This window comes from Hydrogenophaga sp. FG152 (assembly GCF_057809615.1).
Window position 1 is genome coordinate 471,745 of record NZ_JBMDKH010000001.1, and the last position, 24,107, is coordinate 495,851.

Below are 24,107 nucleotides of genomic sequence, written 5' to 3' on the forward strand. Positions count from 1 at the left end.
CAGACCGCTTTCAATTAACCATTTGGTGAAATTTCAGGCAATGGCCTGCAAGCTGCGCCATTGCGGCACGGCCGCGGTCGCGAAGCCCGGCGCGTGCAGGGCGTTCAGGTCGAGCCGGCCCTGGTGCACCGCCAGGTGCGGGCGGCCCGCCGTGGTCTCGTAGAAGCCGGGGTGCGCGCGCGCGAAGGCCAACGCTTCATCGGCGGGCGCGGGGCCGAAGCCGTCCACATAGTGATGGCCGTTGCGTTCGATGTGGCGCACGCCCAGGCTGGCCGCGAGCAGGGTGTCCTGTTGCACCGCCAGGCCGGCCTGGCAGGTGAGGTCTTCGCCCGAGAGCAGCAGGCGGGGGTCCTGCGCGATGCGGTGGGCGTTGCGCAGCGAGCGGTAGATGCCCTTGCAGGCCTTGCTGGAGATGCCGTGGTAACCCAGCGCCAGGCCCTCGTCGAGCGCGGCCGCGTGGTCGTCGGACTCATCCAGGATCACGGGCACGCCGATGCCCAGCGAGGCGATCGATTCGCGCAGCGCCACCGCGCGCGCCAGGGGCTGCTCCAGCAGCAGGGTGCGGCGCAGCAGATCGGCCAGCGCGGGGGTGGTGCGCAGCGCCTGCCAGAACTTGCCCAGGCTGGTGGCATCGGTGAAGGTTTCGTTGCCGTCGAGCGTGACGCGGTAGTCCCCACCCAGGCGCTGCAGCACCTCGGCGATGCGGGTGAGGCGCTCCACGTCGGCGCCGATCTGCCCGCCGAGCTTGAGTTTGAAGTGGTGCAGGCCGTGGCGCTGGATCGCGGCCTCCAGCGTGGCGGGAAGCCCGTCCTGCGGATCGGCGCCCTGGTCGCTCTCGACCAGGCGGTCGGCCAGGCCCACGGTGTGGCGCAGCACCACGTGCGTGGGGCGCACCAGATCGAGCCGCGGGCCCCAGGGGTCGCCGAGCACGCCGGCGTGCACGCCGTCGACCCACGAGCGGCCGGCCGCGCGCAACGCCGCGTCGGCCACGGCCTTGTCCAGCAGGGCGGGGCCGAACTGCGCGGCCAGCCGCGGCAGCTGCCGCACCACCGAGGTGGCGATGGCCGCCTCACCCGCCTCGTGCGACAGCGCATGGGGGCTGAGCGCCTCGCGGGTCGCCTGCACGGCCTCGCGCGCGTTGCGCAGCGATTCGCGCAGCTGTTCGAAATTCTGTTCGTGGGTGAGCGTGGGCGATTTGTCGAACCACTTGGGCACCATCAGTTCGGCGCTCGCGCCTTCCACGCGCCGGCCATTCACCTCGGCGAGCACGCGCACGAAGGCCTGAGGGCATTGCGTGACGGTGGCGGCACCGAAACGGAAGGGCAGGCGCAGCGTGACGTGGCGCTCGTACAGCTGCACCTCGTGCACGCGCAGGGTCACAGCGCTCATGACAGGGTCCTCCAGATCTCACGCACATGCTGCGCCGAGGCCTGGGCGCAACCCAGGCCATCGGGCACGTATTCAAAGGGTTCCACCGCCACCCAGCCGGCGTAGCGCCCGTCTTTGAGCGCCTGCAGCACGGGGCGCTGGTCGGTCTCGCCCTGGCCGGGGCCGCGGCGGTTCCTGTCGTTCACCTGCATGTGCGCGATGTGGCCGCTGGCGAGAAAGCGGCGCAGCACCTCGTGCACGGGCTCGGTTTCGTTGTGCGAGGCGGCGCTCACGTCGAGCATGGTGCGGATGGCGGGCGAGCCGATGCGATCGACCATCGCGGCGGCCTCGGCCACGGTGTTGACCACCGGGGTTTCGAAGCGGCCCAGTGGTTCGATGCAATAGACCACGCCCGCGTCCGCGGCGTGTGGCGCGAGTTCGGCCATGGCGGCTTCGAAGCGGGCGGCAGCGTCCGCCACGCTCTGGCCGGGGCCGGGCGAGCGCTGCCTGGGTGAGCCGTGCACCAGCACGCGCGCGCCGCAGGCGGCGGTGAAGTCGATCAGGCGGCGCAGCAGGTCCAGCGTGCGGCGGTGCAAGGCTTTGTCATCGCTCACCAGCGAAAGGCCGGCGGGCTTGACCAGCAGCCAGTGCAGGCTGGAGACGGCCAGGCCGTGGCTGTGCGCGGTGGCGCGCACGCGGTGGGCGGCGGCGCTGTCGAGCGCCTCGGGTTCGTCGGTCAGCGTGAAGGGGGCGATCTCCAGGGCGTCGTAGCCCATGCGCTCGGCGGCCTCGCACTGCGCCGCCAGCGGCAGGGGCTGCAGCACCTCGTTGCACAAGGCCAGTTTCATGCCGGCGCCCTGGTGCGGCTTCGGCGGCCGTACAGCGCCCAGAGCTTCCAGGCGATGGTGGCGAAGATCAGGGCGGCGACGGTGCCGGCGATGGGGCGGGTGAAGAAGGGCGAGAGGTCGCCGTCGGAGAGGACCAGCGCGCGGCGCAGGTTCTTCTCCAGCAGGTCGCCGAGCACGATGCCCAGCACCAGCGGCGCCATCGGGTAGCCGTAGTGGCGCAGGCCGAACCCGATCAGGCCGAAGACCAGCATCACATACACATCGAACAGGCGGCCGGCGATGGCGAAGCTGCCCACCGCGCACAGCACGAAGACGATGGGGGTGATCAGGTGCTGTGGCACGCGCAGCACCTGCACCAGGGCCTTGGTGAGCACCAGGCCGAAGATCAGGATGCCGATGGTGGCGAACAGCATCATGGTCACCACGTCGTACACGAACTCGGGGTTCTCCACCATGATCAGCGGCCCGGGCTTGACGCCGTGGATGATCATCGCGGCCATCAGCACGGCGGCCGGCGCCGAGCCGGGAATGGCCAGGGTGAGCACGGGGATCACCGCGCCGGGCACGCAGGCGTTGTCGCCGGTCTCGGCGGCCATCAGGCCTTCAACCGAGCCCTTGCCGAACTTCTCCTTTTCCTTGCTCGCGCGCTTGGCCGCCGCGTAGGACGACCAGGCCGCCACGTCCTCGCCCACACCGGGCACGATGCCCACGCCCGTGCCGATCAGGCCCGAGCGCAGGATGGTGCGCCAGTACTGCAGCACGTCGCGCACCTTGGGGATGACGGTGTCGAAGGCGCTGATCTTCACCGGCGCCTGCCGTTCGCGCATGGCAGTGAGCAGCTCGGCAAAGCCGAAGGCGCCGACCAGCGCGGGCACCAGCTGAATGCCGCCGGCCAGATCCCTCACGCCGAACGCGAAGCGCTCGTAGCCGTATTGCGGCTCCTGGCCGATGGTGGCGATGAACAGGCCGGCGATGCCGGCGATCCAGCCCTTGAGCGGGTCGTCGCCGGTGAGCGTGCCGGCGATGATGACGCCGAAGAGCGCCAGCCAGAAGAACTCGTAGGCGCCGAACTTCAGCGCCAGGCCACCCAGCACAGGCGTGAGCGTGGCCAGGAAGAACATGCCGATCAGCGTGCCCATCACCGAGCCGGTGGTGGCGATGCCCATGGCGCGGCCGGCCAGTCCCTGGCGCGCGAGCGCGTAGCCGTCCAGGCAGGACGCGGCCGAGGCCGGCGTGCCCGGGATGTTGAGCAGGATCGCTGAACGCGAGCCGCCGTAGATCGAGCCCACGTAGGTGCAGATCAGGATCAGCAGCGCCTGGCTGGGTGGCAGCTTGAGTGTGAGCGTGGTCATCAGCGCCAGAGCCATGGTGGCCGTGAGGCCTGGCAGGGCGCCCATGACCACCCCGACCAGCGAGGCCAGCAGGGCGTAGGCAATCGTTTCGGGGCCGCTGAAACGGGCGATCGACTGCCCGAACATGATCAGTCCGTCAAACATGGTGCTCCTAAGGAAGACGGACGAGGAAGACCTGCTCGAACACCAGGGTGACGACGGCCGAGGTGAGCACACCGGCCAGCACCGCCACGGTGGCGCGGCGCGCGGGCGCCAGGTTCGCGGGGGCGAACAAGGCCACGAAGGTCGCAACGAACAGGGCCGTGACCAGCCAGAACGGCGCGCGCCCGATCAGCAGGCCGGCGTACACGAGCGTGAGCGCCAGCGTGACGAGGATGCGCCGATTCAGCAGCGGCTCTGAGGGCGCTGCGGACTCCTGGGCCCGGCGCGCCCAGCCGCGCGCCATCAGCACAAGGCCGAGCAATGCGACGAGGCAGCCGATCATGCCGGGCACGAAGCCCGGCATGGTGTAGAGCTGCGCGCCCATGGACTCGAAGCGGTCCATGCGCACCGAGCCGACCACGATCGCCAGGCCGAACACCACCCAGCCCGCACCGCCCCAGAGGTCGGAGCGGGCGGTTTTTCCACCCTCGCTCATGCTGTGTTCCGTGTGGGTGGATCAGGGCTTGGGAATGCCGACGGTGTCGGGCGACACCTTGGCCTTGCCGGCCGCCTGCTGCGTCCAGGCGTAGGACTGGATGGCCGGGAACACGGCTTTCTGCGCCTCTTCGCCCGCCATCGGCGCGAACATGGCGCCGCGCGACTGCGCGTACTTCCTCAGGGCCTCGCTCTTGACCATTTCGGTGGCCCAGATCCTGTCCAGCGTCTGTGCCACCACCGGCGGCGCGGCCTTGGGCACGAAGATGCCGAAGTAGTTGATCGGGTCCTTGAAGCCGGGGATGAACTGAGACAGCGGCGGGATGGTGCCGAAGCCCTCGATCTCGATCGACTTGTCGCCCACCACCGCCAGCGGGCGGATCTTCTTGGCTCGGATCATGTCGGTCTGCTCGGCCGCGAGCTGCGTGGTCACTTCCGTCTCGCCCGAGGCGGCGGCCACAGCGGCCGGTGCGCCACCGTCGTAGGTGACGTGCTTGTAGGTCACGCCGGCGGCGCGCGCGATGGCTTCGATGGCCGAATGGCCGCTGGAATTCACGCCCGCGGTGGCGACCGAGACCGCGCCCGGCTTGGCCTTCATGGCCGCCAGCAGCTCGGTCATGGTCTTGTAGGGCGCGTCGGCGTTGACGCCGACCACCGCGATGTGCGCCACGTTCAGGTAGAGGTTCCAGTCGGTGGCGGAGGTGTCGAGCATGCCCAGCACCTTGTAGGTGCCCAGGTCCTTGGCGCCGCCGGCGGTCCAGGTGTAGCCGTCGGGTGCGGCGGCCATGGCGTTCTTGGTGCCCACCGAGCCCGAGGCGCCGGGCTGGTTCATCACCACGATCTTCTGGCCCAGGTGTTTTTCCAGTTCCGCTGCGGTGACGCGCGTGACCTGGTCGGTTGAGCCCCCCGGCGCCCAGGGCACGATCAGGGTGATCGGCCGGTCGGGCTTCCACTGGGCCATGGCGCTGGCCGAGACAACGGCCAGCAGGGAGGTGATCAACAGGTGGCGAAGGGGCAGGGCGGTCTTCATGCGTTGTCTCCAGGGGTTTAATTCACCGAGCGGTTAATACTAGAAACCACCCCCTGCGACGTCAAGCCGCCAGCCGTGTCAGTTCCTCAGGACATACCCTAGGATCACATCGCACATGTGGGAGAGCCGTTCGTTGTGCGCCTTGGGCGTCATGAGGTCGCGCCCGAAAATGGCCGACAGCGTGTGGTTGTTCGAGAGGTAGAAGTAGGACAGGCCGGCGATCGACACGTAGAGCTGCAGGGGGTCGATACCGCCGCGGAAGGTGCCGTCGGCGTGGCCGCGTTCGACCACCTCGGCCAGCGTGGCGATCAGCGGCGAGTTGAGCTGGCGCGCCCGCTCGGACTGCGCGAGGTGCCGCGCGCGGTGCAGGTTGGCGCTGTTGAGCAGGGTCAGGAACTCGGGATGTTCGAGGTAGTAGTTCCAGGTGAACTCGACCAGCCGGCGCAGCGCGATCTCGGGCTTGAGGTGCAGCAGGTTGAGCTGCTGTTCCTCTTCGCGGATGTCGCGGTAGGCCTGTTCCAGCACCGCCTGGAACAGGCGCTCCTTGTCCTCGAAGTAGTAGTAGATGAGGCGCTTGTTGAGGCCGGCGCGCTCGGCGATGCGGTCCATGCGAGCACCGCCCAGCCCATGCTCGGAGAACTCGTCTCGCGCCGCGTTCAGAATGGTATTCTGCGATCGGTCGGCGTCTCTCAAGCGCTCTTCCGCGACCGGTGTGGGTGTGCTGCTCATGCCAACATAATTCTCTAATTGGTTAATAAAGTCAAATGACCCGGATCGCTGGCCATCTGCTTGTGGAATGCCTCATTGTCCAGGGTGTGACCCATGCCTTCGGCGTGCCGGGCGAAAGTTACCTGGCGGTGCTCGACGGCTTTCACGCCCATGCCGATCGCATCCGCTTCGTGACCAACCGGCAGGAGGGGGGCGCGGCCTTCATGGCCGAGGCCCACGGCAAGCTGAGCGGCCGGCCCGGCGTGTGTTTCGTGACGCGTGGGCCCGGTGCCACCAACGCGTCCATCGGCCTGCACACCGCGTTCCAGGATTCCACCCCCATGGTGCTGTTCGTGGGCGATGTGGCGAGCGACGCGCGCGACCGCGAGGCCTTCCAGGAAGTGGACTATGCCGCCTTCTTCGGCCCGTCCACCAAGGGCATGGCCAAGCGCGTGGAGCGCATCGACGATGCGCGCCGCATTCCCGAGTACGTGGCGCGCGCCTTCGCCACCGCCATGAACGGCCGGCCCGGCCCGGTGGTGCTGGTGTTGCCCGAGGACATGCTCACGCAGCCGGTGGATGCCGAGCCCTTGCCGCGCGTGGAGCCGGTGCAGGCCTGGAGCGACCCGGGCGCGCTGCGCGAGCTGCGCACGCTGCTGCTGGCGAGCGAGCGGCCGCTGGTGATCGCCGGCGGCGGCGGCTGGACGCCGCAGGCCGCGGCCGCGCTGCAGCGCTTCGCCGAGAACTGGCAGCTGCCGGTGGCCAACGCCTTCCGCTTCCAGGACACCTTCGACAACCACCACCCGCTGTACGCAGGCGACGTGGGGCTGGGCATCAACCCCGCGCTGGCGCGCCGCGTGCGCGAGAGCGACCTGCTGATCGCGCTGGGTCCGCGCCTGGGCGAGGCCACCACCGGCGGCTACACGCTGGTCGAAGCGCCGGTGCCGGCCCAGAAGCTGGTGCACATCCACGCCAGCGCCGAGGAACTGGGCCGGGTGTACCAGCCCACGCTCGCGATCCACGCCACCATGAACGCCGCCGCGCGCAGCCTCGAGGTGCTCACCGCGCCGCCGTCCGTGCCCTGGAGCGCCTGGGCGCAGGCCTGCCATGCCGACTACCTTGCCAACATCGACGTGACCAACGGCGGCATCACGCTGCCCGGCACCATCGACATGCCGGCCCTCGTCCACACCCTGCAGCGGCACCTGCCGGCCGATGCCGTGCTCACCAACGGCGCGGGCAACTTCGCCAGCTGGCTGCACCGCTTCTTCCGCCACCATGGCCTGGCCAAGGGCCACAAGACGCAGCTGGCGCCCACCAATGGCGCCATGGGCTATGGCGTGCCGGCCGGCATCGGCGCGGCCATTGTCAGCGGGCGCACCGCCTTCACCATCGCGGGCGACGGCGACTTCCTCATGAACGGGCAGGAGCTGGCCACCGCGACGCAGCACGGTGCGAAAAGCATCGTGCTGCTGCTCAACAACGGCAGTTTCGGGACCATCCGCATGCACCAGGAGCGCGAGTACCCAGCGCACGTGAGCGGATCCGGCCTGACCAACCCCGATTTCTGCGCGCTCGCCCGGGCCTATGGCTACGCGGCCGAGCGCATCACCCACACCGCCGAGTTCGAGCCCGCGCTGCAGCGCGCCCTGGCCGCGCCGGTGGGCACGGTGATCGAGGTGCTGCTGGACGTGGAGGTGATCACCACGCGCGGCACGCTCGGCGCGATCCGCCAGGCCGCCCAGCGCACGGCCCTGTGAATACGTCACAAAGTCCGGGGCAGCTTCACACACCCCGTCGGTAGCGCCCCTGCCTAGACTGGCCCATCCATCAACGGGGGTTGGTCATGTGGCAAGCAACGGACACGGTTTGGAACGGCGGCGCGGATGTGGCGGGCGGCATGGGCCTGCGTTCGGGCCTGGGCGCGCAGCACCTCATGCGGGTGTTCGACGAGATCGACTACGGCATGCTGATCATCGATGCGCAAGGGCACATCCTGCACGCCAACCACCTGGCGCGGCACGAGCTGGCCAATGGGCGGGTCATCATGTCGTACGGCAACAGCCTGCTGGGCAGCAGCGCCGAGTTCACCTCGCAGATCCAGCTGGCCATGGAGTCCTCGTTCCGTGGCCAGCGCAAGCTGCTCATGCTGGTGTCGGGTGAGAAAGAGCTTTCGCTGGCGTTCACGCCGCTGAGCCACCCGCTCGAGGCCGACGCGCCCTCGGTGCTGGTGCTGCTGTCGCGCCAGAGCACCTGCGACAACCTCGCGGTGCGCATGTTCGCCCGCTCGCTCAACCTCAGCCCGAGCGAGGAGTCGGTGCTCATGGGCCTGTGCCGGGGCCTGCAGATCACCGAGATCGCCACGCAGCACGGCGTGGCCGAGTCCACCGTGCGCAGCCAGATCAAGACCTTGCGCGAGAAGGCCGGCGCGCCCAGCATCCGCCGCCTGCTGCACCGGGTCAACAGCCTGCCGCCGGTGGTCCCTGCCTTGCGCATCATCACGCCCATGCCTCACAATGCCACGGAGTTTTCCCACCCGTGACGTGAGCCTGGATGCCTGCCCCTGCCGTTTCCTTCGTAACCCCTCCCAACTCCCCCCACATTGAAGCGCTCGCGACCCTCGGGGTCGCGCGGCGCTATCGGCGTGGCGCGCTGCTGATCCAGGAAGGCGAAACCGGCGACACGCTGTACATCGTCCTGCAGGGGCGGTTGCGGGCTTTCGTGGCCGACAACCAGGGCCGCGAGCTCACGCTGGGCATGTACGGCCCGCTGGAGTACGTGGGCGAGATGTCGCTCGACGGCGGGCCGCGCTCGGCCAACGTGGAGGCCGCCGAGGCCAGCACCTGCGCGGTGGTGTCGCGCGCCACCTTGCTCGAGTACATCGCGGCCCACCCCGAGTTCGCGCTGGAACTCATGGCCCGCCTTATCCGGCGCGCGCGCCTGGCGACGGACAGCGCGCGCAGCGTGGCGTTGATCGACGTCTACGGCCGCCTGGTGCGCCTGCTCAACGAGCTGGCCAGCAGCAAGCCCGACGGGAACGGCGAGCGCCCCCTGAAGGAGCGCCTGACCCACCAGCAGATGTCGCAGCACCTCGCCTGCTCGCGTGAGATGGTGAGCCGCCTGCTCAAGGACCTGGAGACCGGCGGCTACATCGCGGTGCGCGAGCGCTGGATCGTGCTGCGCAAACCCTTGCCCGCCCGCTGGTGAGCGGGCGGCGGCTCAGAGGCCGTTGACCATGTCCCGCGCCTCCAGCGGCGTGGCCGAGCTGGTGCCCACGAGGCGCACCACGCTGCCGCTGCGACTGCCCGCGCCGAGCAGACCCCAAAGGGCCGGGTTGTCGTCGCTGGCCTTGAGTGTCTCGGGGACCATCTTCACGCCCGGTCGCTGAGGTCGGCCGGCATCGGGGTCGGGCTTGCGCGGGGAGTACAGCGCGAAATGCCCGCCCGCCGACGACTGCGCGCGCAGGCCTCCCACGCTCACGGTGTTCTGGCCGGTCGAGAGGCTGTTGAAGGTGCCGCTGCGGCGCACGGGCGTGGGGTTGTCGGCATGGTCCACGAACGAACCCAGGTTGCCGCTGGTGTCGTAGAACACGTCTTCCAGATAGGACTGGCGCGCGCCCGTGTTCTGGCCGATGGCCACGTCGTCGCGTTCGATGTAGGCGTCGAACAGCGTGGGCGTCGAGCCGGTGTTGCTCAGCACCACCTTCCAGGTGCCGAAGGGCCCGGTGACCACCGACTTCCTGCGGCTGAACGTGGGCGCCAGCGCCAGCAGAGCGCAGGTGCCGTGGCTGCCCAGCGCCGAGGTCGTGGGGTAGATCAGGCCGCACAGCGGCGCGCCTTGCGCGTTCACCCAGGTGCCACCGTGGCCCATCGCCATGGGGGGCAAAGGCTGGGTGTGGCCAGGCGGCGTCACGCTGATGCGCACGTTCTGCGCGCCTGCGGGCAGCCAGATCTCCAGGTAGCTCTCGGTGCGGTCGTCGGGTTGCACGCGCCAGTGCAGCGCCACCGAGCCACCAGGGGGCAGTGTGGCGTTGGCGTGGGTGCGGCTCTGGTAGGCGTTGCCGGCGGGCACGGCAATCTGCAGGCGGCCGCCGAGCAGCGCGACCAGCTGGTCCATCGCCGCTTCCAGCACCGAGGTGCCGTCGTGCGGACCGGCCAGCGTGCCCCAGCTGATGTTGACCACCAGCTGGGCGCTGGGCGCGCAGCGCGCGAGGATGTACATCAGCCCGTCGAGCACGCTCACGTTCATGGCGCCGCCCGAGGTATCGAGCACGTTGGACCAGTCGAGCTGCACCGCCACCAGATCGCAGCGGCTGGCCTCGTCGTCCTTGGGGTGCAGCAGGCTGCCCTTGCCGCAGGCCAGGCTCATCACGTGCGTGCCGTGGTTCACCGGGCGCGTCAGGTCCCAGAGCTGCAGGTGTTCGTAGAGCGCGTCCTCGTCCAGCTGGCCGTGGCGCGTGTAGGCGGCCATGGCCGCGTCGATGGCCGCGCCCGAGAGTTCGTGCCCGTAGCCCATGTCGCACGGGGTCGGGCCGGCGCGCGCGGGGTCCAGCGGCACGCAGTGGTGCGGCTGGTTGCCGGGCCAGTTGCCATTCACCGTGTCGTCCTGGCGCCAGAAGTGCTTCACGCGCGTGTGGCCCAGCGCATCGAGAAACTGCTCGTTGGCGAAGGCCAGGCCGCCGTCGATCAGGCCCAGCACCTTGCCCTCGAGCAGGCCGGGGGCGTGGTCGGGGTGGCTGTCGGGCGTGCAGGGGTCGACCAGGGGGTGCGTGTGGTGGCCCACCGGCAGGCCGAGCTCGAAGCGCAGGATGAGGCCGCGAAAGTGCGGGTTGTTGCGCAACTGGTCGAAGAAGCGCTTCTTCACCCGCGCGGTGCAGAAGCGCAGCCCGGGCACGTTGAGGTACACGCGCGGAATCTGCAGCCAGGCGGTGGAGGAGGCCGCCACCAGCGCCGGCACGTCGGCCTCGCTGGTGAGCTCGATCACGATCGGCAGCCACTTGGGCGGCTTCTTGCCGCGCCCGAAGTGGTAGCCCGCGAACTGGTCGGCTTCCGCCCAGACCAGGTAGGGGTCTTCACCGTCGATGGCACCGGGGGCGTTCCAGTCGATGCCGGTGAACTCGCCGGTGGGCAGCGGCTGCCAGGTCGGGCCGCTCATTTCCACTCCTTGAGTGCTTCCTCCCAAAGCCAGTTCAGCAGCGGCGCGTTGCCCACGGCGGTGGACGTGGCCGAGCGCGTGTAGGCGTTGCCACTCGTGTGGTCCATCGACTGGTTCAGGCTGAAGTCCAGCGGCTCGCCGTTGGGGCCTTCGAACAGGCGGCCGTCGAAGCCGCGCTCGTGCACGCGGGTGCCGGTGGCGCGCGCCACCAGGAACTCGGCCAGCGCCGTGCCCAGCAGGCGCCCGCCGGCGCTGTCGACCGGGTAGTGCACGCCGGCCACCACGCGGTTGGTCGCGATGCGCGCGGCCAGCCGCTGCATCTGCTCGCGGTTCAGCGTGCCGTTGGGCGGCGATCCTGTACCTGGTACGGTATCCAGCAGGGCCTGCATCAGCGTGGCCACGGCAAAGGCCTCGGTGGCATGGCCGCTGGGCCAGCTGCCGTGTCCCGGGGTCTCGATCATGGGCTGGATCTGCGGCGAGAACGCCACCGGGCGGATGCTGGCGAAGATCTGCTTGAAGCGCATCTCCACCAGCACGCTCAGGGAGAACACCAGGTCGATCAGCTGCAGGGTCTTCTTGTGGCGGTGCGCCGTGAGGCCGAGCAGGGACGACCAGAACAGGATCGGCGGGGTACGCTGGTCCACGATCTCGATCGCGCGGTCGGCTCGCAGGTCCGCATAGGAGGCCACCAGATCGAGCTGCTTCTTGAACTGCGCCTTGGTGGGCGCGCGCATGCGCACGAGCGGCTTGCGCTGAATGGTGCTGGCCTGGAGGTTGGCGAACTCCAGCGTGGCGTCCTTGGGGCCGCTGCGGGTCTTGAACAGCAGGCCTTCGACGAGCTGGGTAAAGATGGCTTCATGGCGCGGGCCATCGGCCCAGAGCGCCAGGTTCGGCGGGCTGTCGAACGCCGGCTCGTTGACGTGCAGCACCGCCCCGTTGAACGGGCCGACGATGGCCGCGCGGCTGAGGATCAGGGAATCGGCCGAGACCATGGCGCCTCCCATGGTGCCCATCCCTCCGCTCATGCCCCCACTCATGCCACCGCTCATTCCCCCACTCATGCCGCCGCTCATCCCTCCGCTCATTCCTCCACTCATGTCAACTCCTTGTTGGTCAATGGACAGGGAGACCCAGTTGGGTCAGTGCATGTGCCACGCGCTTTCGCAGAGGGCTCTGCCCCCCGGAAGCCATGTACTTCGTGATGGTCAGGTCGGGTTGCAGCGTGCGCATCAGCTGGAACGACTCCCTGGCCGCGTCGGTGCTCCCGCTTTCCAGTTGCGCGACGATCAGGCAACGGATCGTGGGCAGGTGGTAGCGGTTCTTCATCAGCGAGGCCTTGCAGAGCTCGATGGCCCGATCCCACTGTTCCAGGGCCGCGCAACTGGTGGCTAGCATCATCTCGAAATAGTACTTCTGCGGGTCCAGTGGCGAGAGCTGCAGCGCGTTTTCCGCCTCGTTCATCGAATCCTCGGGCGTGCCCCACATCGTCGACCACACGCTGTTGTACAGCCAGGCCATCGGATCGTTCGGGTTGCTCTGCGTGGCCTCCTGCAGCAGCCGGTGCGAGGCGTCCACGTCTTCGCCGAGGTGGCACAGCGCATGGCCCTTGATCGCCATGGCCAGCGAACTGCTGGGTTCGAGGTCGAGCGCGCGGTCGGCGGTGTCGATGGCGCGCTGGAAGTCGCGCGCTGGCTCGCCCGAGAGGCCTTGCACCACCTGCATGATGTGCCACTTGGCCAGCCAGGCCCAGGGCGTGGCCACGCGCTTGTGGCGCTCCACCACGGCCTCGATCAGCTGCAGGCTGCGCTGCAGGTCGCGCGGCGTGGAGCGGTGCATGAGCGTGATGCCGCCGAGCATCAGGGCATTGCTGTCGAGCTGTGGCACGGGCAGCACCAGCGTGCGCTGCACCACGTCGTTGAGCAAGGCCTTGGCGCAGGCGGCGCACAGGGCGTCGAGCAACTGACTCTGGGCTTCGAGCAGGTCGCGCGTGTCGCCCGTGAGCCGGTCGGCCCAGATCACTTCGCCGCGCTTGCGGTCGGAGAGCTCGGCCATGATGACAACCTTGTCGCCGTAGGTCACGTAGCTGCCGCCGAGCACGAAGGCCGCGTCCAGGCGCTGGCCGATCTCGTCCGTGCTGCTCTGGCGGCCACGGAAGGCGGTGGTGGACATGCGGGAGATCACGCGCAGGTTCTGGCTGCGCGCGAGTTGCGCGATCACGCCGTCGGCGATCAGCTCGCCGATCACGAACTGCTCGGCCGCGTGGCTGCGCGTCTCGAAGGGCACCACAGCGATGGAGGGGCGGAAGTCGGTGGCGGCGCCTTCGGGCACGCGCGGGCGCACGGCCGCCGACGTGCTGGAGACCGGGTACAGCTGCCAGGTGCGCACCGGCTCGGGCCAGTGCTTGAGGTAACTCTCCCCGCGGTCTTCGACCTCGGCGTCCACGCCGACCACGATGCCGTCGAACACGCTGGTGGTCACCAGGGTTTCACCGGGCGAGGCGAGGTCGGCCACGCGCGCGGCCAGGTTCACGCCGTGGCCGTACACGTCGTTCTCGTCCACGTACAGGTTGGTGGCGTTGAGGCCGGCGCGCAGGTGCAGTTGTTGGGCGGGCGGCAGCGTCTGGTTCAGCGGCGCGAAGTATTGGTGCAGGGCGAGGGCTGCTCGCACGCCGTCGGTGGGTTGGTCGAACTCGACCAGCATGCCGTCGCCCAGGCTCTTGACCAGGCGACCCCGGCACGCGGGCAGCACCTGGGAGGTGGCGTGGTGCATGAACCCGCGCCATTGGTTCACGACCGCGGCTTCGTTGGCCGCCATGAGCCGCACCGATTCCACCAGGTCGATCACCAACACGACCTTGTGCCGTTGCTGTGGCAACGGAGGCATGGTCGTCGATGGTGGGTCCTGGCCTTCTTGAAATTTCGAAGCGGTCACGGGCTGGCGGGCGGTCATGCCTGAGGGATTGTCAAAATTTTGTTGCAGTTTCTCACATGTCGCGCGCGATGCTGAGACGCGAAGGCGCAAAAACAGCAAAGCCGGCTTGCGCCGGCTTTGCTGATCTTCATTGCACCCGTGAAGGTGAAGAAGGAAGGCTTACTTCAGGTGGTCGTTGACCAGCTTGGTCATTTCGAACATGGACGCCTGGGCCTTCTTGAAGATTTCCTTCAGCTTGGCGTCGGCGTTGATCATGCGGCGGTTGACCGAGTCCTGCAGCTTGTTCTTCTTGATGTAGTCCCAGATCTTCTTGGTGACTTCGGTGCGCGGCAGGGGCGAGCTGCCCACGATGGCGGCCAGAGCGGCGCTGGGGGTCAGCGCTTTCATGAACGCGGCGTTGGGGGTGCGCTTCTTGGCCGGAGCGGCCTTCTTCGCAGGAGCTGCCTTCTTGGCCGGAGCGGCCTTCTTCGCAGGGGCTGCCTTCTTGGCCGGAGCGGCCTTCTTCGCAGGAGCGGCCTTCTTGGCCGGTGCCGCCTTTTTAGCGGGCGCTTTTTTCGCAGTTGCCATGATTGAATTTCCTTCTAGAAGTTGACGATTCGCCAGCGGAAAACGCGCTTTCTCACTGGTGTCTCGCATGCTAATGGAGATGCACCCGCAATCCAAGGTGGAGAACGCGCTTTTTTCAAGCTTTGCGCAGGGGAGACGCGGGTTTTTGGCGGGGAAAACAACACTTCCTCGCGAGGAGGCCGCTCAGTGCCTTGGCGGGAGGGCGTTTTTGCCGGCTTCACGGCGGCTGGCTTCGTGCCTCGATCAGGCGGTGATGCCCTTGTAGAGCATGTAGGTGGCGAGCATGTACAGCAGGCCGGCGAACACGCGCTTGAGCGATTTCACCGGCAGCGCATGCGCCGCCTTCACGCCCACCGGCGCCATCAACACGCTGAAGAGCGCGATCACCACCAGCGCAGGCAGGTAGATGTAGCCGAACGAGCCGGCCGGCAGATCCTTCAGGCCTTGGCCTGCGATCACGTAGCCGACGGCGTTGGCCAGCGCGATGGGAAAACCGAGCGCCGCGCTGGTGGCCACGGCGTTGTGGATGCTCACGTTGCACCAGGTCATGAAGGGCACGCTGACAAAACCGCCACCCGCGCCGACCAGCCCCGAGAGCATGCCGATGACGCCGCCGGCACCCACCAGGCCCGGGGTGCCGGGCAGGGTGCGCGTGGGCTTGGGTTTCTTGTCGAGCAGCATCTGTGTGGCCGAGAAGCCGACGAAGGCCGCGAAGAACAGCGCAAGCCATGAGCCCTTGAGCAAGGCGAAGATGCCCAGGCTGGCGATGGCGGAGCCCAGCACGATGCCGGGGGCGAGGCCCTTGACGATGTCCCAGCGCACGGCACCGCGCTTGTGGTGCGCGCGCACGCTGGAGATGGACGTGAAGATGATGGTGGCCATGGAGGTGGCGATGGCCATCTTGACCGCGAGATCCGCTTCCACACCGCGTCCCGCGAGGATGAAGGTGATGAAGGGCACCATCAGCATGCCTCCACCGATGCCCAACAAGCCGGCCAGGAATCCGGTGCCCAGGCCGAGCGCGGCCAACTCGAGAATCAGGAGGGGGTCTAGAGGCATGAAAGGTGTCTGCAAGTGCCGCCGGACCGGCATCCTGAACCGGGGTTCAGGTGGGCGAGGGCAGCGGGGCTTCGGGTTCGTCTGACGCGAGACGCTCGCACCAGCCACGCAATGTACCAAGCCCGGGCTCTATGAGCATTGGTTCAAGGAAATATAAAGCCCGGCGCGCACTGCAGACAGTTCAAATTGTAGGCGCTGCATGCGGCCCACGAGGACCATCGGTCGATATATTCGCGCGCAGTGACCGGCGGCGCGTCAGAGCAGGCGCCCGTCCTTGTCGAGCGTCTGGTCCAGGCGGCGCATCAGCTCTTCCACGCGGGCCTGCGTCTGGGGGTCGAGCGGCTCGCTCTCGAAGCCGCCACCGGCTTCGGCGAACGCGCTCGGCTCGGGCTGGCCGAACGACGAGGCCTGGAAGCTCTCGGCTTCCTTCTGCGAGAGTTCGAACGCGAGGTTGAGCGAGGCGAGCACCGCGATGCGATCGCGCGCCTTCACCTTGCCCGCATCGCGGATGCGGCACATGGCGGTGTCCACGCGCTCCACCGCGTCGAGCAGCGAGGCCTCGCCACCCGGTGGGCACGAGAGCAGGTAGCTCTGGCCCATGATCTGCACTTCAATCTGTTTGCTGCCGGGCTTGCTCATGATCTTTCCTTGCGGGTGTCTGGAGTGGCATCGGTCATGCCGGGTGGCAGGCGATCCAACAAGGCATCAATGCGGGCGCGGGCGGCCATCAACCTGGATTTGAGCGAGTCGCGTTCGGCCTGCAGCGCATGCACCTGTTCCACCAGCAGGCTGTTGGTGCGCTGCAGTTCTTCGTGCCGCAGCAACAGGCGCTCGACACGTTCGGTGATCTGATCAAAGTGCTTGGGATCGGCCATGGTGGGACTCGAAGTTTTCACATTGTAGGGTTGCCCCGGGTGCGCGCGCCGTAGAATGCCGGTTGTTGGTGCTCGCGGTGTGGTTCACATGCCGCAGTTCAACGGGAAGCAGGAGGGTCACACCCCAGGGATGGGACCTAACCTGCGCTGCCCCCGCAACGGTAAGCAGACGAGTGGCCATGAGCGCGTGCGCGAACGGTCCTCAGCCTCCATCCGACAGCCACTGGACGACACACCGTGTCATCTGGGAAGGCGATGGAGGTCGGTCTGTCAGCCCGGATACCGGCCAACAAGGTGGTGGTGCGTCTGGCGACAGGCGCTCCACCGTGATGCCCATGCACCGTCGGGGAAGATGGTGAGGGTCTCCTGTCTGTTTCTTCATCATGAAAAATCGCACCCTGCGCGCGCCCCTGGCCGTGCTACCGCTGGCGTTGCTGGCGGGCTTTGGCTCGTCCGTCGCCTGCGCACAAACTTCTTCCTCCCCCGCTGACGCCACCCTGAAGGAAACAGTGGTCACGGCCACCCGCGTCGAGCAGCCGTTGACCGACGTCGTTGCCGACGTGTCCATCTTGGACCGCGCGGCCATCGAGCGCAGCGGCGCCACCGGTCTGGCCGACGTGCTGGCCCGGGTGCCAGGCATTTCCATCAGCCGCAATGGTGGCCCGGGCGCCACCACCAGCGTCTATGTCCGCGGCGGCGAAACCCGCTTCACCGCTGTCTACGTGGACGGCGTGCGCATCGAGTCGCAGGGCGGCAGCGGCGGCGCATCGTGGAGCGCGATCCCGCTGTCGCGCATCGAGCGCATCGAAGTGCTGCGCGGCCCGGCGGCGGCGGTCTACGGCTCGGACGCCATGGCGGGCGTGATCCAGATCTTCACGCGCCAGGGCGAGGGCGGCTTCACGCCCTCGATCGAGTTCGGTCTCGGCAACCAGGGCACGGCCAAGCTCGATGCCTCCTTCAGCGGCGCCGCCGGCGACTTCGACTACGCCTTCGGCGTCACGCGCGAAACCAGCCACGGCTTCAACGCGCAGCCCTCGGCCAACCCGGACCACGACGGCTTTCGCAGCACCTCGGCATCGGCCCGCCTGGGTCTGAAAGTGGCGCCCGGCCACCGGCTGGAGGCCACGTTGCTGTCCAGCGACCTGGATGCGCAGTACGACTCGACCACACCGCGCCGCGACGACCACGCGCTGAGCGAGGTGAACACGCTGGGCCTGACCTGGTCGGCGCGCTGGAGCGAGGTGTACAGCACGCAGGTCGGTGTCACGCAAGGCACCGACCGCTACGCCACCCGGCCTTCGCCCTACGTGTCCAAGACCCGCCTGAGCAACTACCTGTGGCAGAACCGCTGGCAGCTCGGCGCGCACCAGTTGACGGCGACGCTGGAGCGGCGCGAGGACCGCTTCGACAACGCCGAGACCCGGCCCGCCGCGACCAACCGGCATCAGAACGCACTGGCACTGGGCTATGGCTGGCGCGAGGGCAAACACACGCTGCAACTCAACGCGCGCCAGGACGACGACAGCGAGTTCGGCGCCAAGTCGACCGGCAGCGCGGCCTATGCCTATGCCTTCGCGCCGGGCTGGCGTGTCATGACCTCGGCGGGCACGGCCTTCCGCGTGCCCACGCTGTACCAGCGCTTCAGCATCTACGGCGTGCCTTCGCTGCGCCCGGAAACCTCGCGCAACGTCGAAGTGGGCCTGAAGCGCGAGGTCGGCAGCAGCCTCTTCAGCGTGGTGGCCTACCGCAACAAGGTGTCCGACCTGATCACCTACGTGGGCGGGGCCGGTGCCTGCATCAACGGGACGGGCGCGTTCCCCGGCTGCTACGCCAACACCGCCCGCGCCGAGTATTCGGGCATCACGGTGGAGGCCGGCGGGCAGGTGGGGGCGGTGAGGCTGAACGGCTCGCTCGACCTGCAACACCCCAAGGACCTGGCGACCGGCAAGGAACTGGCACGGCGGCCGCGCGAGATGGCCAAGCTGAGCGCCGACACGCAAGTGGCCGGCTGGACGCTGGGGTCCGAGCTGGAGCTGGTGGGCCGCCGTTACAACGACGCCGCCAACACCCAGCGCCTGGACGGCTACGGGCTGGTGAACCTGTACGCCAGCACCCGGCTGGGGCCTGACTGGACGCTGCTGGCGCGCGTGGACAACGTGGGCGACAAGGACTACCAGACCGCGCGCGGCTACGCCACCGCCGGTCAGACGTTCTATATCGGCCTGAAGTGGGCGCCGCAGCGGTGATGGCGCATTGCCCGGCCATTCTGGTGGCGGCCCCGGCTTCGGGCCAGGGCAAGACCACCGTGGCCGCGGCACTGGCGCGCCTGCATGCGCGCGCCGGCCGGCGCGTGCGCGCCTTCAAGTGCGGGCCCGACTTTCTCGACCCGCACTGGCTCGCGCTCGCCACCGGCCACCCGGTGCACAACCTCGACCTGTGGATGACGGGCGAGCACGATGCGCGAGCGCGCCTTCACGAAGCGGCCACGCAGGCCGACCTGATCGTGGTCGAAGGGGTGATGGGCCTGTTCGACGGCGAGCCCAGCGCGGCCGACCTGGCGCAGCGCTTCGGCCTGCCGGTGCTCGCGGTGATCGATGCGTCGGCCATGGCGGGCACCTTCGGTGCGTTGGCATTTGGCCTGCGCCATTTCCGCCCCGGCCTGCCCTGGGCCGGCGTGCTGGCCAACCGCGTGGGCAGCGAGCGCCATGCGCAGATGCTGCGCGAGGCGCTGGCCGATGACGAGGCCCAGTTCCTGGGTGCGGTCATGCGCGACGCCACTTTTTCATTGCCCGAACGCCACCTGGGCCTGACGGTGGCCGCCGAGTTGCCCGACGCGCTGGCCCGGCTCGATGCCGCCGCCGATGCGCTGTCCCGCACGCCCCTGGGCCAGATGGACGGCGCCGCGCTGGCGCGCTGGTCGGTGGCCTTCGAGGCGCCCGCCGCCGTGCCCGCCCAGCCGCCGCTGCTGGCCGGCCGGACCATCGCCGTCGCGCGCGATGCGGCCTTCTGCTTCATCTACCCGGCCAACCTCGATGTGCTGCGCGCGCTCGGTGCCGAACTGGTGTTCTTCTCGCCGCTGGCCGACGAGCCGCTGCCTGCGTGCGACGCGGTCTGGTTGCCCGGCGGTTACCCCGAGCTGCACGCCGGCGCACTGGCGGCGGCCACCCGCACCCGCGACGGCCTGCGCGCACACGCCCAGGCCGGGCGGCCGGTGTGGGCCGAATGCGGCGGCATGATGCCGCTGTTCGATCACATCGTGTCCAGCGACGGCGAGGCCGTCGCCCTCTGGGGCCTGCTGCCAGGCCAGGTGCTCATGCAGAAGCGGCTGGCGGCCCTGGGGCTGCAGCAACTCGCGCTGCCGGCGGGCACCTTGCGCGGCCACACCTTCCATTACTCGCGCTGCGAGACCGCGCTGGCGCCGGCCCACCGCACCGAGCCGGCGCGCGGCGGTGCCGGCGAGGCCGTGTACCGTGTGGGGCCGGTGCAGGCCAGTTACTTCCACGCCTGGTTCCCGTCCAGCCCGGCGGCCACCGCCTCGCTGTTTCTCGCAGGAGCTGCCCCATGAACACGGCATCCCTCGGCCCGCAGCGCATCGTCTGCCTGACCGAAGAAACCACCGAGTGGCTGTACCTGCTCGGGCAGGAGCACCGCATCGTCGGCATCTCCGGCTACACCGTGCGCCCGCGCCGCGCGCGCGACGAGAAGCCCAAGGTCAGCGCCTTCCTGAACGCGAAGATCGACAAGATCCTCGCGCTGCAACCCGACTGCGTGTTCGGCTTCTCCGACCTGCAGGCCGACATCGCGGCCGAACTCATCCGCGCGGGCGTGCAGGTGACGGTGTTCAACCAGCGCAGCGTGGACGAGATTTTGTCCATGCTGTACCAGGTGGCGGCGATCGTGGGTTGTGCCGACGAAGGGCTGGCCTGGATCGAGGCCACGCGGGCCCGGCTCGACGGCTTGCGCGCCGCCGTGCAAACCCTGCAAGCCGGCGGCAAACGCCGCCCGCGCGTGTTCTTCGAGGAGTGGGACGAGCCGCACATCAGCGGCATCCGCTGGGTCTCCGAGCTGATGGGCATCGCGGGGGGCGACGACGTGTTCCCCGAACTCGCGCGCATGCCGCTGGGCAAGGACCGCATCATTGCCGACGGCGCCGAGATCGTGCGCCGCAACCCCGACATCGTGATCGGCTCCTGGTGCGGCAAGAAATTCCGACCCGAGAAGGTGGCCGCGCGCGCCGGTTGGCAGGACGTGAGTGCGGTGAAGCACGGCCAGCTGTTCGAGATCAAGTCGGCCGACATCCTGCAGCCCGGGCCGGCTGCGCTCACCGACGGCGTGGCGCAGCTGCACCGCATCGTCACCGAATGGATGGCGCAGCATGGTTGAGATCGCCCGCAGCGAGTTCATTCTGGGCGGCCAGCGCAGCGGCAAGTCGCGCCGCGCGGAACTGCTCGCGCGCCAGTGGCTGGCGCAAAGTCCCGATCACCGCGCGGTGATGATCGCCACCGGCCAGCCCTGGGACGACGAGATGCGCGAGCGCATCGCGCGCCACCAGCGCGACCGTGCCGAGCGCGTGCCCGGCATGGCCACGGTGGAAGAGTCGCGGGCCCTGGCCGAGGCCCTGCGCGAACACAGCGCGCCGCACACCCTGGTGGTGGTGGACTGCCTCACGCTGTGGCTGACCAACCTGCTGATGCCCGCCGAAGGCGCGGCGGCCGATCCCGGCGAGCCGACGCGCAGCCTGTGCCAGGCCATTGGCGCCGCGCGCGGCCCGGTGGTGCTGGTGGGCAACGAGATCGGCCTGGGCGTGATCCCCATGGGCCGCGAGGTGCGCGCCTTCGTGGACGCGCTTGGCGGCCTGAACCAGGCCGTGGCCGCCGCCTGCGAGCGCGTCACGCTGATGGCGGCGGGCCTGCCGCTGACCCTGAAATGAAAGTCCGATCCATGTCCCTTCGTTTCTGGCGCATTCTGGCCCTGGGCTGCCTGATCGGTGGCGCGGCGCACGCGGCCGATGTGACCCTGACCGACGACCGGGGCGTGACGGTGACGCTGGCCCAATCGCCCCAGCGCATCGTCTCCGTGTTGCCCTCGCTCACGGAAACCGTGTGCGAGCTGGGCCAGTGCCACCGCCTCGTGGGGGTGGACCGCTATTCCAACTACCCGGCCAGCGTGCGCAACCTGCCGCAAGTGGGAGGCGGCATCGACCCCAACATCGAGGCCATCGTGGCCCTCAAGCCCGACGTGGTGCTCATGGCCACCTCGTCGCGCGGCGTGCAGCGGCTGGAGTCGCTGGGCGTGAAGGTGCTGGCGATGGAGCCCCGAAGCTCGGCCGACGCGCAGCGCGTGATGGGCAAGCTGGGCCAGCTGCTGGAAGTGCCCGATGCGCAGCGCATCTGGCGCGCGATCGACGCCGGCGTGTCGGCGGTGGCGCAGTCGCTGCCGCCGGGCGCGCGCCAGCTGCGTGTGTACTACGAGGTGAGTGCCGGGGGCTACGCCGCCGGCACCGGCTCCTTCATCGGCGAGATGATGGCGCGCCTGGGCGTGCAGAACATCGTTGCGCCCGGGCTGGGGCCGTTCCCGCGCGTCAACCCCGAGTACGTGGTGCGCGCCAACCCCGACCTCATCATGATCGGCTCGCGCAACGTCCAGGGCCTGGAAACCCGGCCGGGCTGGCGCGGCATCCGTGCGCTGCGCGAGCGCCGCCTCTGCGTCTTCACGGCCGAGGAGTCCGACGTGCTGGTGCGCCCGGGCCCGCGCATGGCCGAGGCCGCGCGCCTCATGGCGCGCTGCATCACCGAAAAGGGCTTGAAGTGAGCGGCGCCCGCCACAGCCTCTGGCTCGGCAGCGCACTGCTGATCGCGGCCGTGGCGGTGCTGCTGCTGGGCGCGGGCGTGGGCAGCACCGGCTTCGACAGCGTGCTGCACGCACGGCACGACCCGGTGGCCTGGCAGATCCTGTGGGACATCCGCCTGCCGCGCACGCTCGGTGCCTGGGTGGCCGGCGGCCTGCTCGGCCTGGCCGGCGCGGTCGCGCAAGGCCTGTTCCGCAACCCGCTGGCCGACCCCTATCTGCTGGGCAGCGCCTCGGGCGCGGCGCTCGGCGTGGCCCTGGCGCTGGCCCTGTTCGGCACCACCCCCTTCGCCACCCAATGGGCCGTGCGCCTGGGCCTGACCGGCGCGGCCTTCACCGGTGCGGTGGTCGGTGTGGTGCTCACGCTCATGCTCGCCAAGGGCGTGCAGCACACCCTGCGCCTGCTGCTGGCCGGCGTGATCGTGGGCGTGGTGCTGGGCGCCGCGCGCGACCTCGTCACCATCGCCTCGCCCGACACCCTGCAGGCCATGCAGGGCTTCATGCTGGGCAGCACCGGTTTCGTGGGCTGGGCCGCCTGCGGCGTGATGGCCGCGATGGGGCTGGCCGCGCTGCTGGTGGCCGCCTCGCTCGGCCGCGTGCTCGACGGCCTGGCGCTGGGCGAAGCCACCGCGATCAGCCTGGGCCTGCCGCTGGTGGCCGTGCGCGCCGTGCTGGTGGCGGTGCTGGCGCTGGCCACCGGTGCGGCCGTGGCGCAGACCGGCCTGATCGCCTTCGTGGGTCTGGCCTCGCCGCACCTGGTGCGCTCCATCGTGAAGACCACGCACGGCCGCCTGATCGTGCTGAGCGCCTTGATGGGCGGCCTGCTGCTGATGGCCGCCGACGTGCTCGCGCGCTGGATCATCGCGCCGCAGGAGCTGCCGGTGGGTGTGCTCACCGCCGTGCTGGGCGGCAGCTACCTCTTGTGGCTGATGCACCGGCGCCGCCGGCCGGGAGGTGGCTTGTGACGGTCGCACTGCAGGCCCGGAACATCGGCGTGGCGCTGGGCGGCACGCCGGTGCTGCACGGCATCGAGGTGAGCCTGCCCGCCGCGCGCTGGACCAGCGTGGTCGGCCCCAACGGCGCGGGCAAGTCCACCCTCTTGAAGACCCTCGCCGGCCTGCTGCCGCACAGCGGCGAGGTGCAATTGCTGGACCGCCCGCTGATGCAATGGCGTGGCCGCGAGCGCGCGCGCCGCTTGGCCTGGCTCGGGCAGGGCGAGCAGGGTGCCGACGACCTCAGCGTGTGGGACGTGGCCATGCTTGGCCGCCTGCCGCACCAGCCCTGGCTGGCCCCGCCGTCCGAGGCCGACCGCGCCGCGGTCGAGCAGGCCCTGCGCGCCACCCAGGCCTGGGACTGGCGCGAGCGCCCGCTGGGCGCGCTCTCCGGCGGCGAACGCCAGCGCGTGCTGCTGGCGCGCCTGCTCGCGGTGCAGGCCGAGGTGATGCTGATGGACGAACCGCTGGCCAACCTCGACCCACCGCACCAGGCCGACTGGCTGCTGCTGGTGCGCGAGCTGGTGGCGCAGGGCAAGACCGTCGTCAGCGTGCTGCACGAAATCGGCATGGCCCTGCACGCCGACCAGATGGTGGTGATGGCCCAGGGCCGCGTGCACCACCAGGGCGCCTGTGACGACGCGGCCACCCACCAGGCCCTCGAACAGGTCTTTGACCACCGCATCGCGATCCACCCGCTGGGCGACCAGTGGGTCGCCTTGCCCCGCTGACCCTCTTTT

23 protein-coding genes, 1 other RNA gene and 1 riboswitch are annotated in these 24,107 nt (G+C 69.3%); of the genes, 10 read left to right on the forward strand and 14 right to left on the reverse strand.

The features are described 5' to 3' along the window. Window positions 1-33 precede the first annotated feature (33 nt). The 6 genes from ACODTB_RS02285 to ACODTB_RS02310 all read right to left on the reverse strand — a co-directional run bounded on the left by ACODTB_RS02285 (window position 34) and on the right by ACODTB_RS02310 (window position 5,963). Complete coding sequence (locus ACODTB_RS02285) at window positions 34-1,389, reverse strand: enolase C-terminal domain-like protein (protein ID WP_291111338.1); 1,356 nt, start codon at window positions 1,387-1,389, stop codon at window positions 34-36. Further along, window positions 1,386-2,216 (reverse strand): sugar phosphate isomerase/epimerase family protein, encoded by an 831-nt coding sequence (locus ACODTB_RS02290; protein ID WP_291111336.1) that lies wholly within the window; start codon window positions 2,214-2,216, stop codon window positions 1,386-1,388. Before ACODTB_RS02290 ends, ACODTB_RS02285 begins: the two co-directional genes overlap by 4 nt. Next, on the reverse strand, window positions 2,213-3,712 hold the full coding sequence (locus ACODTB_RS02295; RefSeq protein WP_488929073.1) for a tripartite tricarboxylate transporter permease: 1,500 nt from the start codon (window positions 3,710-3,712) through the stop codon (window positions 2,213-2,215). Before ACODTB_RS02295 ends, ACODTB_RS02290 begins: the two co-directional genes overlap by 4 nt. A 7-nt stretch (window positions 3,713-3,719) precedes the next feature. Further along, the gene (locus ACODTB_RS02300) at window positions 3,720-4,205 is read right to left on the reverse strand and encodes a tripartite tricarboxylate transporter TctB family protein (protein WP_291111332.1); all 486 of its coding nucleotides are present in this window, start codon (window positions 4,203-4,205) and stop codon (window positions 3,720-3,722) included. Between the two features lie 21 nt (window positions 4,206-4,226). Next, window positions 4,227-5,234: a Bug family tripartite tricarboxylate transporter substrate binding protein gene (locus tag ACODTB_RS02305; protein ID WP_291111330.1), complete on the reverse strand. Its 1,008-nt coding sequence runs from the start codon at window positions 5,232-5,234 to the stop codon at window positions 4,227-4,229. 78 nt (window positions 5,235-5,312) lie between these two features. Then, entirely contained in the window at window positions 5,313-5,963 is a 651-nt protein-coding gene (locus ACODTB_RS02310; protein ID WP_291111328.1) for a TetR/AcrR family transcriptional regulator, read from the reverse strand. A gap of 35 nt (window positions 5,964-5,998) precedes the next feature. Here ACODTB_RS02310 and ACODTB_RS02315 point away from each other — a divergent pair, with 35 nt between their 5' ends. The 3 genes from ACODTB_RS02315 to ACODTB_RS02325 all read left to right on the forward strand — a co-directional run bounded on the left by ACODTB_RS02315 (window position 5,999) and on the right by ACODTB_RS02325 (window position 9,149). Further along, window positions 5,999-7,702, forward strand: coding sequence for a thiamine pyrophosphate-binding protein (locus ACODTB_RS02315; protein ID WP_291111326.1), 1,704 nt, complete (start codon window positions 5,999-6,001; stop codon window positions 7,700-7,702). An 86-nt stretch (window positions 7,703-7,788) separates the two neighbouring features. Then, on the forward strand, window positions 7,789-8,484 hold the full coding sequence (locus ACODTB_RS02320) for a helix-turn-helix transcriptional regulator (RefSeq protein ID WP_291111324.1): 696 nt from the start codon (window positions 7,789-7,791) through the stop codon (window positions 8,482-8,484). Between the two features lie 11 nt (window positions 8,485-8,495). Further along, window positions 8,496-9,149, forward strand: a complete 654-nt coding sequence (locus ACODTB_RS02325; RefSeq protein ID WP_291111322.1) for a Crp/Fnr family transcriptional regulator — start codon at window positions 8,496-8,498, stop codon at window positions 9,147-9,149. A 12-nt stretch (window positions 9,150-9,161) separates the two neighbouring features. Here ACODTB_RS02325 and ACODTB_RS02330 read toward each other — a convergent pair whose 3' ends face one another. From ACODTB_RS02330 to ACODTB_RS02365, 8 genes are all read right to left on the reverse strand, one after another. Further along, a complete protein-coding gene (locus ACODTB_RS02330; RefSeq protein WP_291111320.1) occupies window positions 9,162-11,096 on the reverse strand; it encodes a S8/S53 family peptidase in 1,935 nt (644 codons plus the stop codon). Continuing rightward, window positions 11,093-12,109, reverse strand: coding sequence for a phosphatase PAP2 family protein (locus ACODTB_RS02335; RefSeq protein WP_291111318.1), 1,017 nt, complete (start codon window positions 12,107-12,109; stop codon window positions 11,093-11,095). The genes ACODTB_RS02330 and ACODTB_RS02335 overlap by 4 nt, the downstream gene beginning before the upstream one ends. A gap of 100 nt (window positions 12,110-12,209) precedes the next feature. Next, entirely contained in the window at window positions 12,210-13,979 is a 1,770-nt protein-coding gene (locus tag ACODTB_RS02340; protein ID WP_291111316.1) for an adenylate/guanylate cyclase domain-containing protein, read from the reverse strand. A 207-nt stretch (window positions 13,980-14,186) separates the two neighbouring features. Then, window positions 14,187-14,594: an SWIB/MDM2 domain-containing protein gene (locus tag ACODTB_RS02345; protein WP_297401076.1), complete on the reverse strand. Its 408-nt coding sequence runs from the start codon at window positions 14,592-14,594 to the stop codon at window positions 14,187-14,189. A gap of 243 nt (window positions 14,595-14,837) precedes the next feature. Next, on the reverse strand, window positions 14,838-15,653 hold the full coding sequence (locus ACODTB_RS02350) for a sulfite exporter TauE/SafE family protein (RefSeq protein ID WP_291111312.1): 816 nt from the start codon (window positions 15,651-15,653) through the stop codon (window positions 14,838-14,840). Between the two features lie 2 nt (window positions 15,654-15,655). After that, a non-coding RNA gene (gene ssrS / locus ACODTB_RS02355) (6S RNA) lies at window positions 15,656-15,835 on the reverse strand. 73 nt (window positions 15,836-15,908) lie between these two features. Next, complete coding sequence (locus ACODTB_RS02360; protein ID WP_291111310.1) at window positions 15,909-16,292, reverse strand: cell division protein ZapA; 384 nt, start codon at window positions 16,290-16,292, stop codon at window positions 15,909-15,911. After that, window positions 16,289-16,528 (reverse strand): DUF904 domain-containing protein, encoded by a 240-nt coding sequence (locus tag ACODTB_RS02365; protein WP_291111308.1) that lies wholly within the window; start codon window positions 16,526-16,528, stop codon window positions 16,289-16,291. Before ACODTB_RS02365 ends, ACODTB_RS02360 begins: the two co-directional genes overlap by 4 nt. A 49-nt stretch (window positions 16,529-16,577) precedes the next feature. Then, window positions 16,578-16,833: riboswitch (cobalamin riboswitch) on the forward strand. Between the two features lie 78 nt (window positions 16,834-16,911). Here ACODTB_RS02365 and ACODTB_RS02370 point away from each other — a divergent pair. From ACODTB_RS02370 to ACODTB_RS02400, 7 genes are read left to right on the forward strand one after another with little or no spacing between them, the layout of a single operon-like run. Next, window positions 16,912-18,774 carry a TonB-dependent receptor domain-containing protein gene (locus tag ACODTB_RS02370; RefSeq protein WP_291111307.1) on the forward strand — a complete coding sequence of 621 codons (1,863 nt, stop codon included), beginning with the start codon at window positions 16,912-16,914 and terminating at the stop codon, window positions 18,772-18,774. After that, the gene (locus tag ACODTB_RS02375) at window positions 18,774-20,093 is read left to right on the forward strand and encodes a cobyrinic acid a,c-diamide synthase CobB (RefSeq protein ID WP_291111416.1); all 1,320 of its coding nucleotides are present in this window, start codon (window positions 18,774-18,776) and stop codon (window positions 20,091-20,093) included. The genes ACODTB_RS02370 and ACODTB_RS02375 overlap by 1 nt, the downstream gene beginning before the upstream one ends. Next, the gene (locus tag ACODTB_RS02380; RefSeq protein ID WP_291111306.1) at window positions 20,090-20,911 is read left to right on the forward strand and encodes a cobalamin-binding protein; all 822 of its coding nucleotides are present in this window, start codon (window positions 20,090-20,092) and stop codon (window positions 20,909-20,911) included. The genes ACODTB_RS02375 and ACODTB_RS02380 overlap by 4 nt, the downstream gene beginning before the upstream one ends. Further along, the gene (locus ACODTB_RS02385; protein ID WP_291111304.1) at window positions 20,904-21,458 is read left to right on the forward strand and encodes a bifunctional adenosylcobinamide kinase/adenosylcobinamide-phosphate guanylyltransferase; all 555 of its coding nucleotides are present in this window, start codon (window positions 20,904-20,906) and stop codon (window positions 21,456-21,458) included. The genes ACODTB_RS02380 and ACODTB_RS02385 overlap by 8 nt, the downstream gene beginning before the upstream one ends. After that, window positions 21,455-22,339, forward strand: a complete 885-nt coding sequence (locus tag ACODTB_RS02390) for an ABC transporter substrate-binding protein (protein ID WP_488929074.1) — start codon at window positions 21,455-21,457, stop codon at window positions 22,337-22,339. The genes ACODTB_RS02385 and ACODTB_RS02390 overlap by 4 nt, the downstream gene beginning before the upstream one ends. Beyond that, the gene (locus ACODTB_RS02395) at window positions 22,336-23,340 is read left to right on the forward strand and encodes a FecCD family ABC transporter permease (RefSeq protein ID WP_291111302.1); all 1,005 of its coding nucleotides are present in this window, start codon (window positions 22,336-22,338) and stop codon (window positions 23,338-23,340) included. Before ACODTB_RS02390 ends, ACODTB_RS02395 begins: the two co-directional genes overlap by 4 nt. Continuing rightward, complete coding sequence (locus ACODTB_RS02400; protein WP_291111300.1) at window positions 23,337-24,098, forward strand: ABC transporter ATP-binding protein; 762 nt, start codon at window positions 23,337-23,339, stop codon at window positions 24,096-24,098. The genes ACODTB_RS02395 and ACODTB_RS02400 overlap by 4 nt, the downstream gene beginning before the upstream one ends. The last annotated feature ends 9 nt before the right edge of the window (window positions 24,099-24,107 follow it).

Bases quoted from the DNA above. Each gene is read 5' to 3' on its own strand.
- ACODTB_RS02340 (WP_291111316.1), bottom strand. From the start codon at position 13,979: ATGCCTCCGTTGCCACAGCAACGGCACAAGGTCGTGTTGGTGATCGAC.
- ACODTB_RS02345 (WP_297401076.1), bottom strand. From the start codon at position 14,594: ATGGCAACTGCGAAAAAAGCGCCCGCTAAAAAGGCGGCACCGGCCAAG.
- ACODTB_RS02295 (WP_488929073.1), bottom strand. From the start codon at position 3,712: ATGTTTGACGGACTGATCATGTTCGGGCAGTCGATCGCCCGTTTCAGC.
- ACODTB_RS02380 (WP_291111306.1), top strand. From the start codon at position 20,090: ATGAACACGGCATCCCTCGGCCCGCAGCGCATCGTCTGCCTGACCGAA.
- ACODTB_RS02285 (WP_291111338.1), bottom strand. From the start codon at position 1,389: ATGAGCGCTGTGACCCTGCGCGTGCACGAGGTGCAGCTGTACGAGCGC.
- ACODTB_RS02315 (WP_291111326.1), top strand. From the start codon at position 5,999: ATGACCCGGATCGCTGGCCATCTGCTTGTGGAATGCCTCATTGTCCAG.
- ACODTB_RS02385 (WP_291111304.1), top strand. From the start codon at position 20,904: ATGGTTGAGATCGCCCGCAGCGAGTTCATTCTGGGCGGCCAGCGCAGC.
- ACODTB_RS02335 (WP_291111318.1), bottom strand. From the start codon at position 12,109: ATGGGCACCATGGGAGGCGCCATGGTCTCGGCCGATTCCCTGATCCTC.
- ACODTB_RS02305 (WP_291111330.1), bottom strand. From the start codon at position 5,234: ATGAAGACCGCCCTGCCCCTTCGCCACCTGTTGATCACCTCCCTGCTG.
- ACODTB_RS02370 (WP_291111307.1), top strand. From the start codon at position 16,912: ATGAAAAATCGCACCCTGCGCGCGCCCCTGGCCGTGCTACCGCTGGCG.
- ACODTB_RS02325 (WP_291111322.1), top strand. From the start codon at position 8,496: ATGCCTGCCCCTGCCGTTTCCTTCGTAACCCCTCCCAACTCCCCCCAC.
- ACODTB_RS02310 (WP_291111328.1), bottom strand. From the start codon at position 5,963: ATGAGCAGCACACCCACACCGGTCGCGGAAGAGCGCTTGAGAGACGCC.
- ACODTB_RS02365 (WP_291111308.1), bottom strand. From the start codon at position 16,528: ATGGCCGATCCCAAGCACTTTGATCAGATCACCGAACGTGTCGAGCGC.
- ACODTB_RS02300 (WP_291111332.1), bottom strand. From the start codon at position 4,205: ATGAGCGAGGGTGGAAAAACCGCCCGCTCCGACCTCTGGGGCGGTGCG.
- ACODTB_RS02375 (WP_291111416.1), top strand. From the start codon at position 18,774: ATGGCGCATTGCCCGGCCATTCTGGTGGCGGCCCCGGCTTCGGGCCAG.
- ACODTB_RS02290 (WP_291111336.1), bottom strand. From the start codon at position 2,216: ATGAAACTGGCCTTGTGCAACGAGGTGCTGCAGCCCCTGCCGCTGGCG.
- ACODTB_RS02350 (WP_291111312.1), bottom strand. From the start codon at position 15,653: ATGCCTCTAGACCCCCTCCTGATTCTCGAGTTGGCCGCGCTCGGCCTG.
- ACODTB_RS02360 (WP_291111310.1), bottom strand. From the start codon at position 16,292: ATGAGCAAGCCCGGCAGCAAACAGATTGAAGTGCAGATCATGGGCCAG.
- ACODTB_RS02320 (WP_291111324.1), top strand. From the start codon at position 7,789: ATGTGGCAAGCAACGGACACGGTTTGGAACGGCGGCGCGGATGTGGCG.
- ACODTB_RS02390 (WP_488929074.1), top strand. From the start codon at position 21,455: ATGAAAGTCCGATCCATGTCCCTTCGTTTCTGGCGCATTCTGGCCCTG.
- ACODTB_RS02330 (WP_291111320.1), bottom strand. From the start codon at position 11,096: ATGAGCGGCCCGACCTGGCAGCCGCTGCCCACCGGCGAGTTCACCGGC.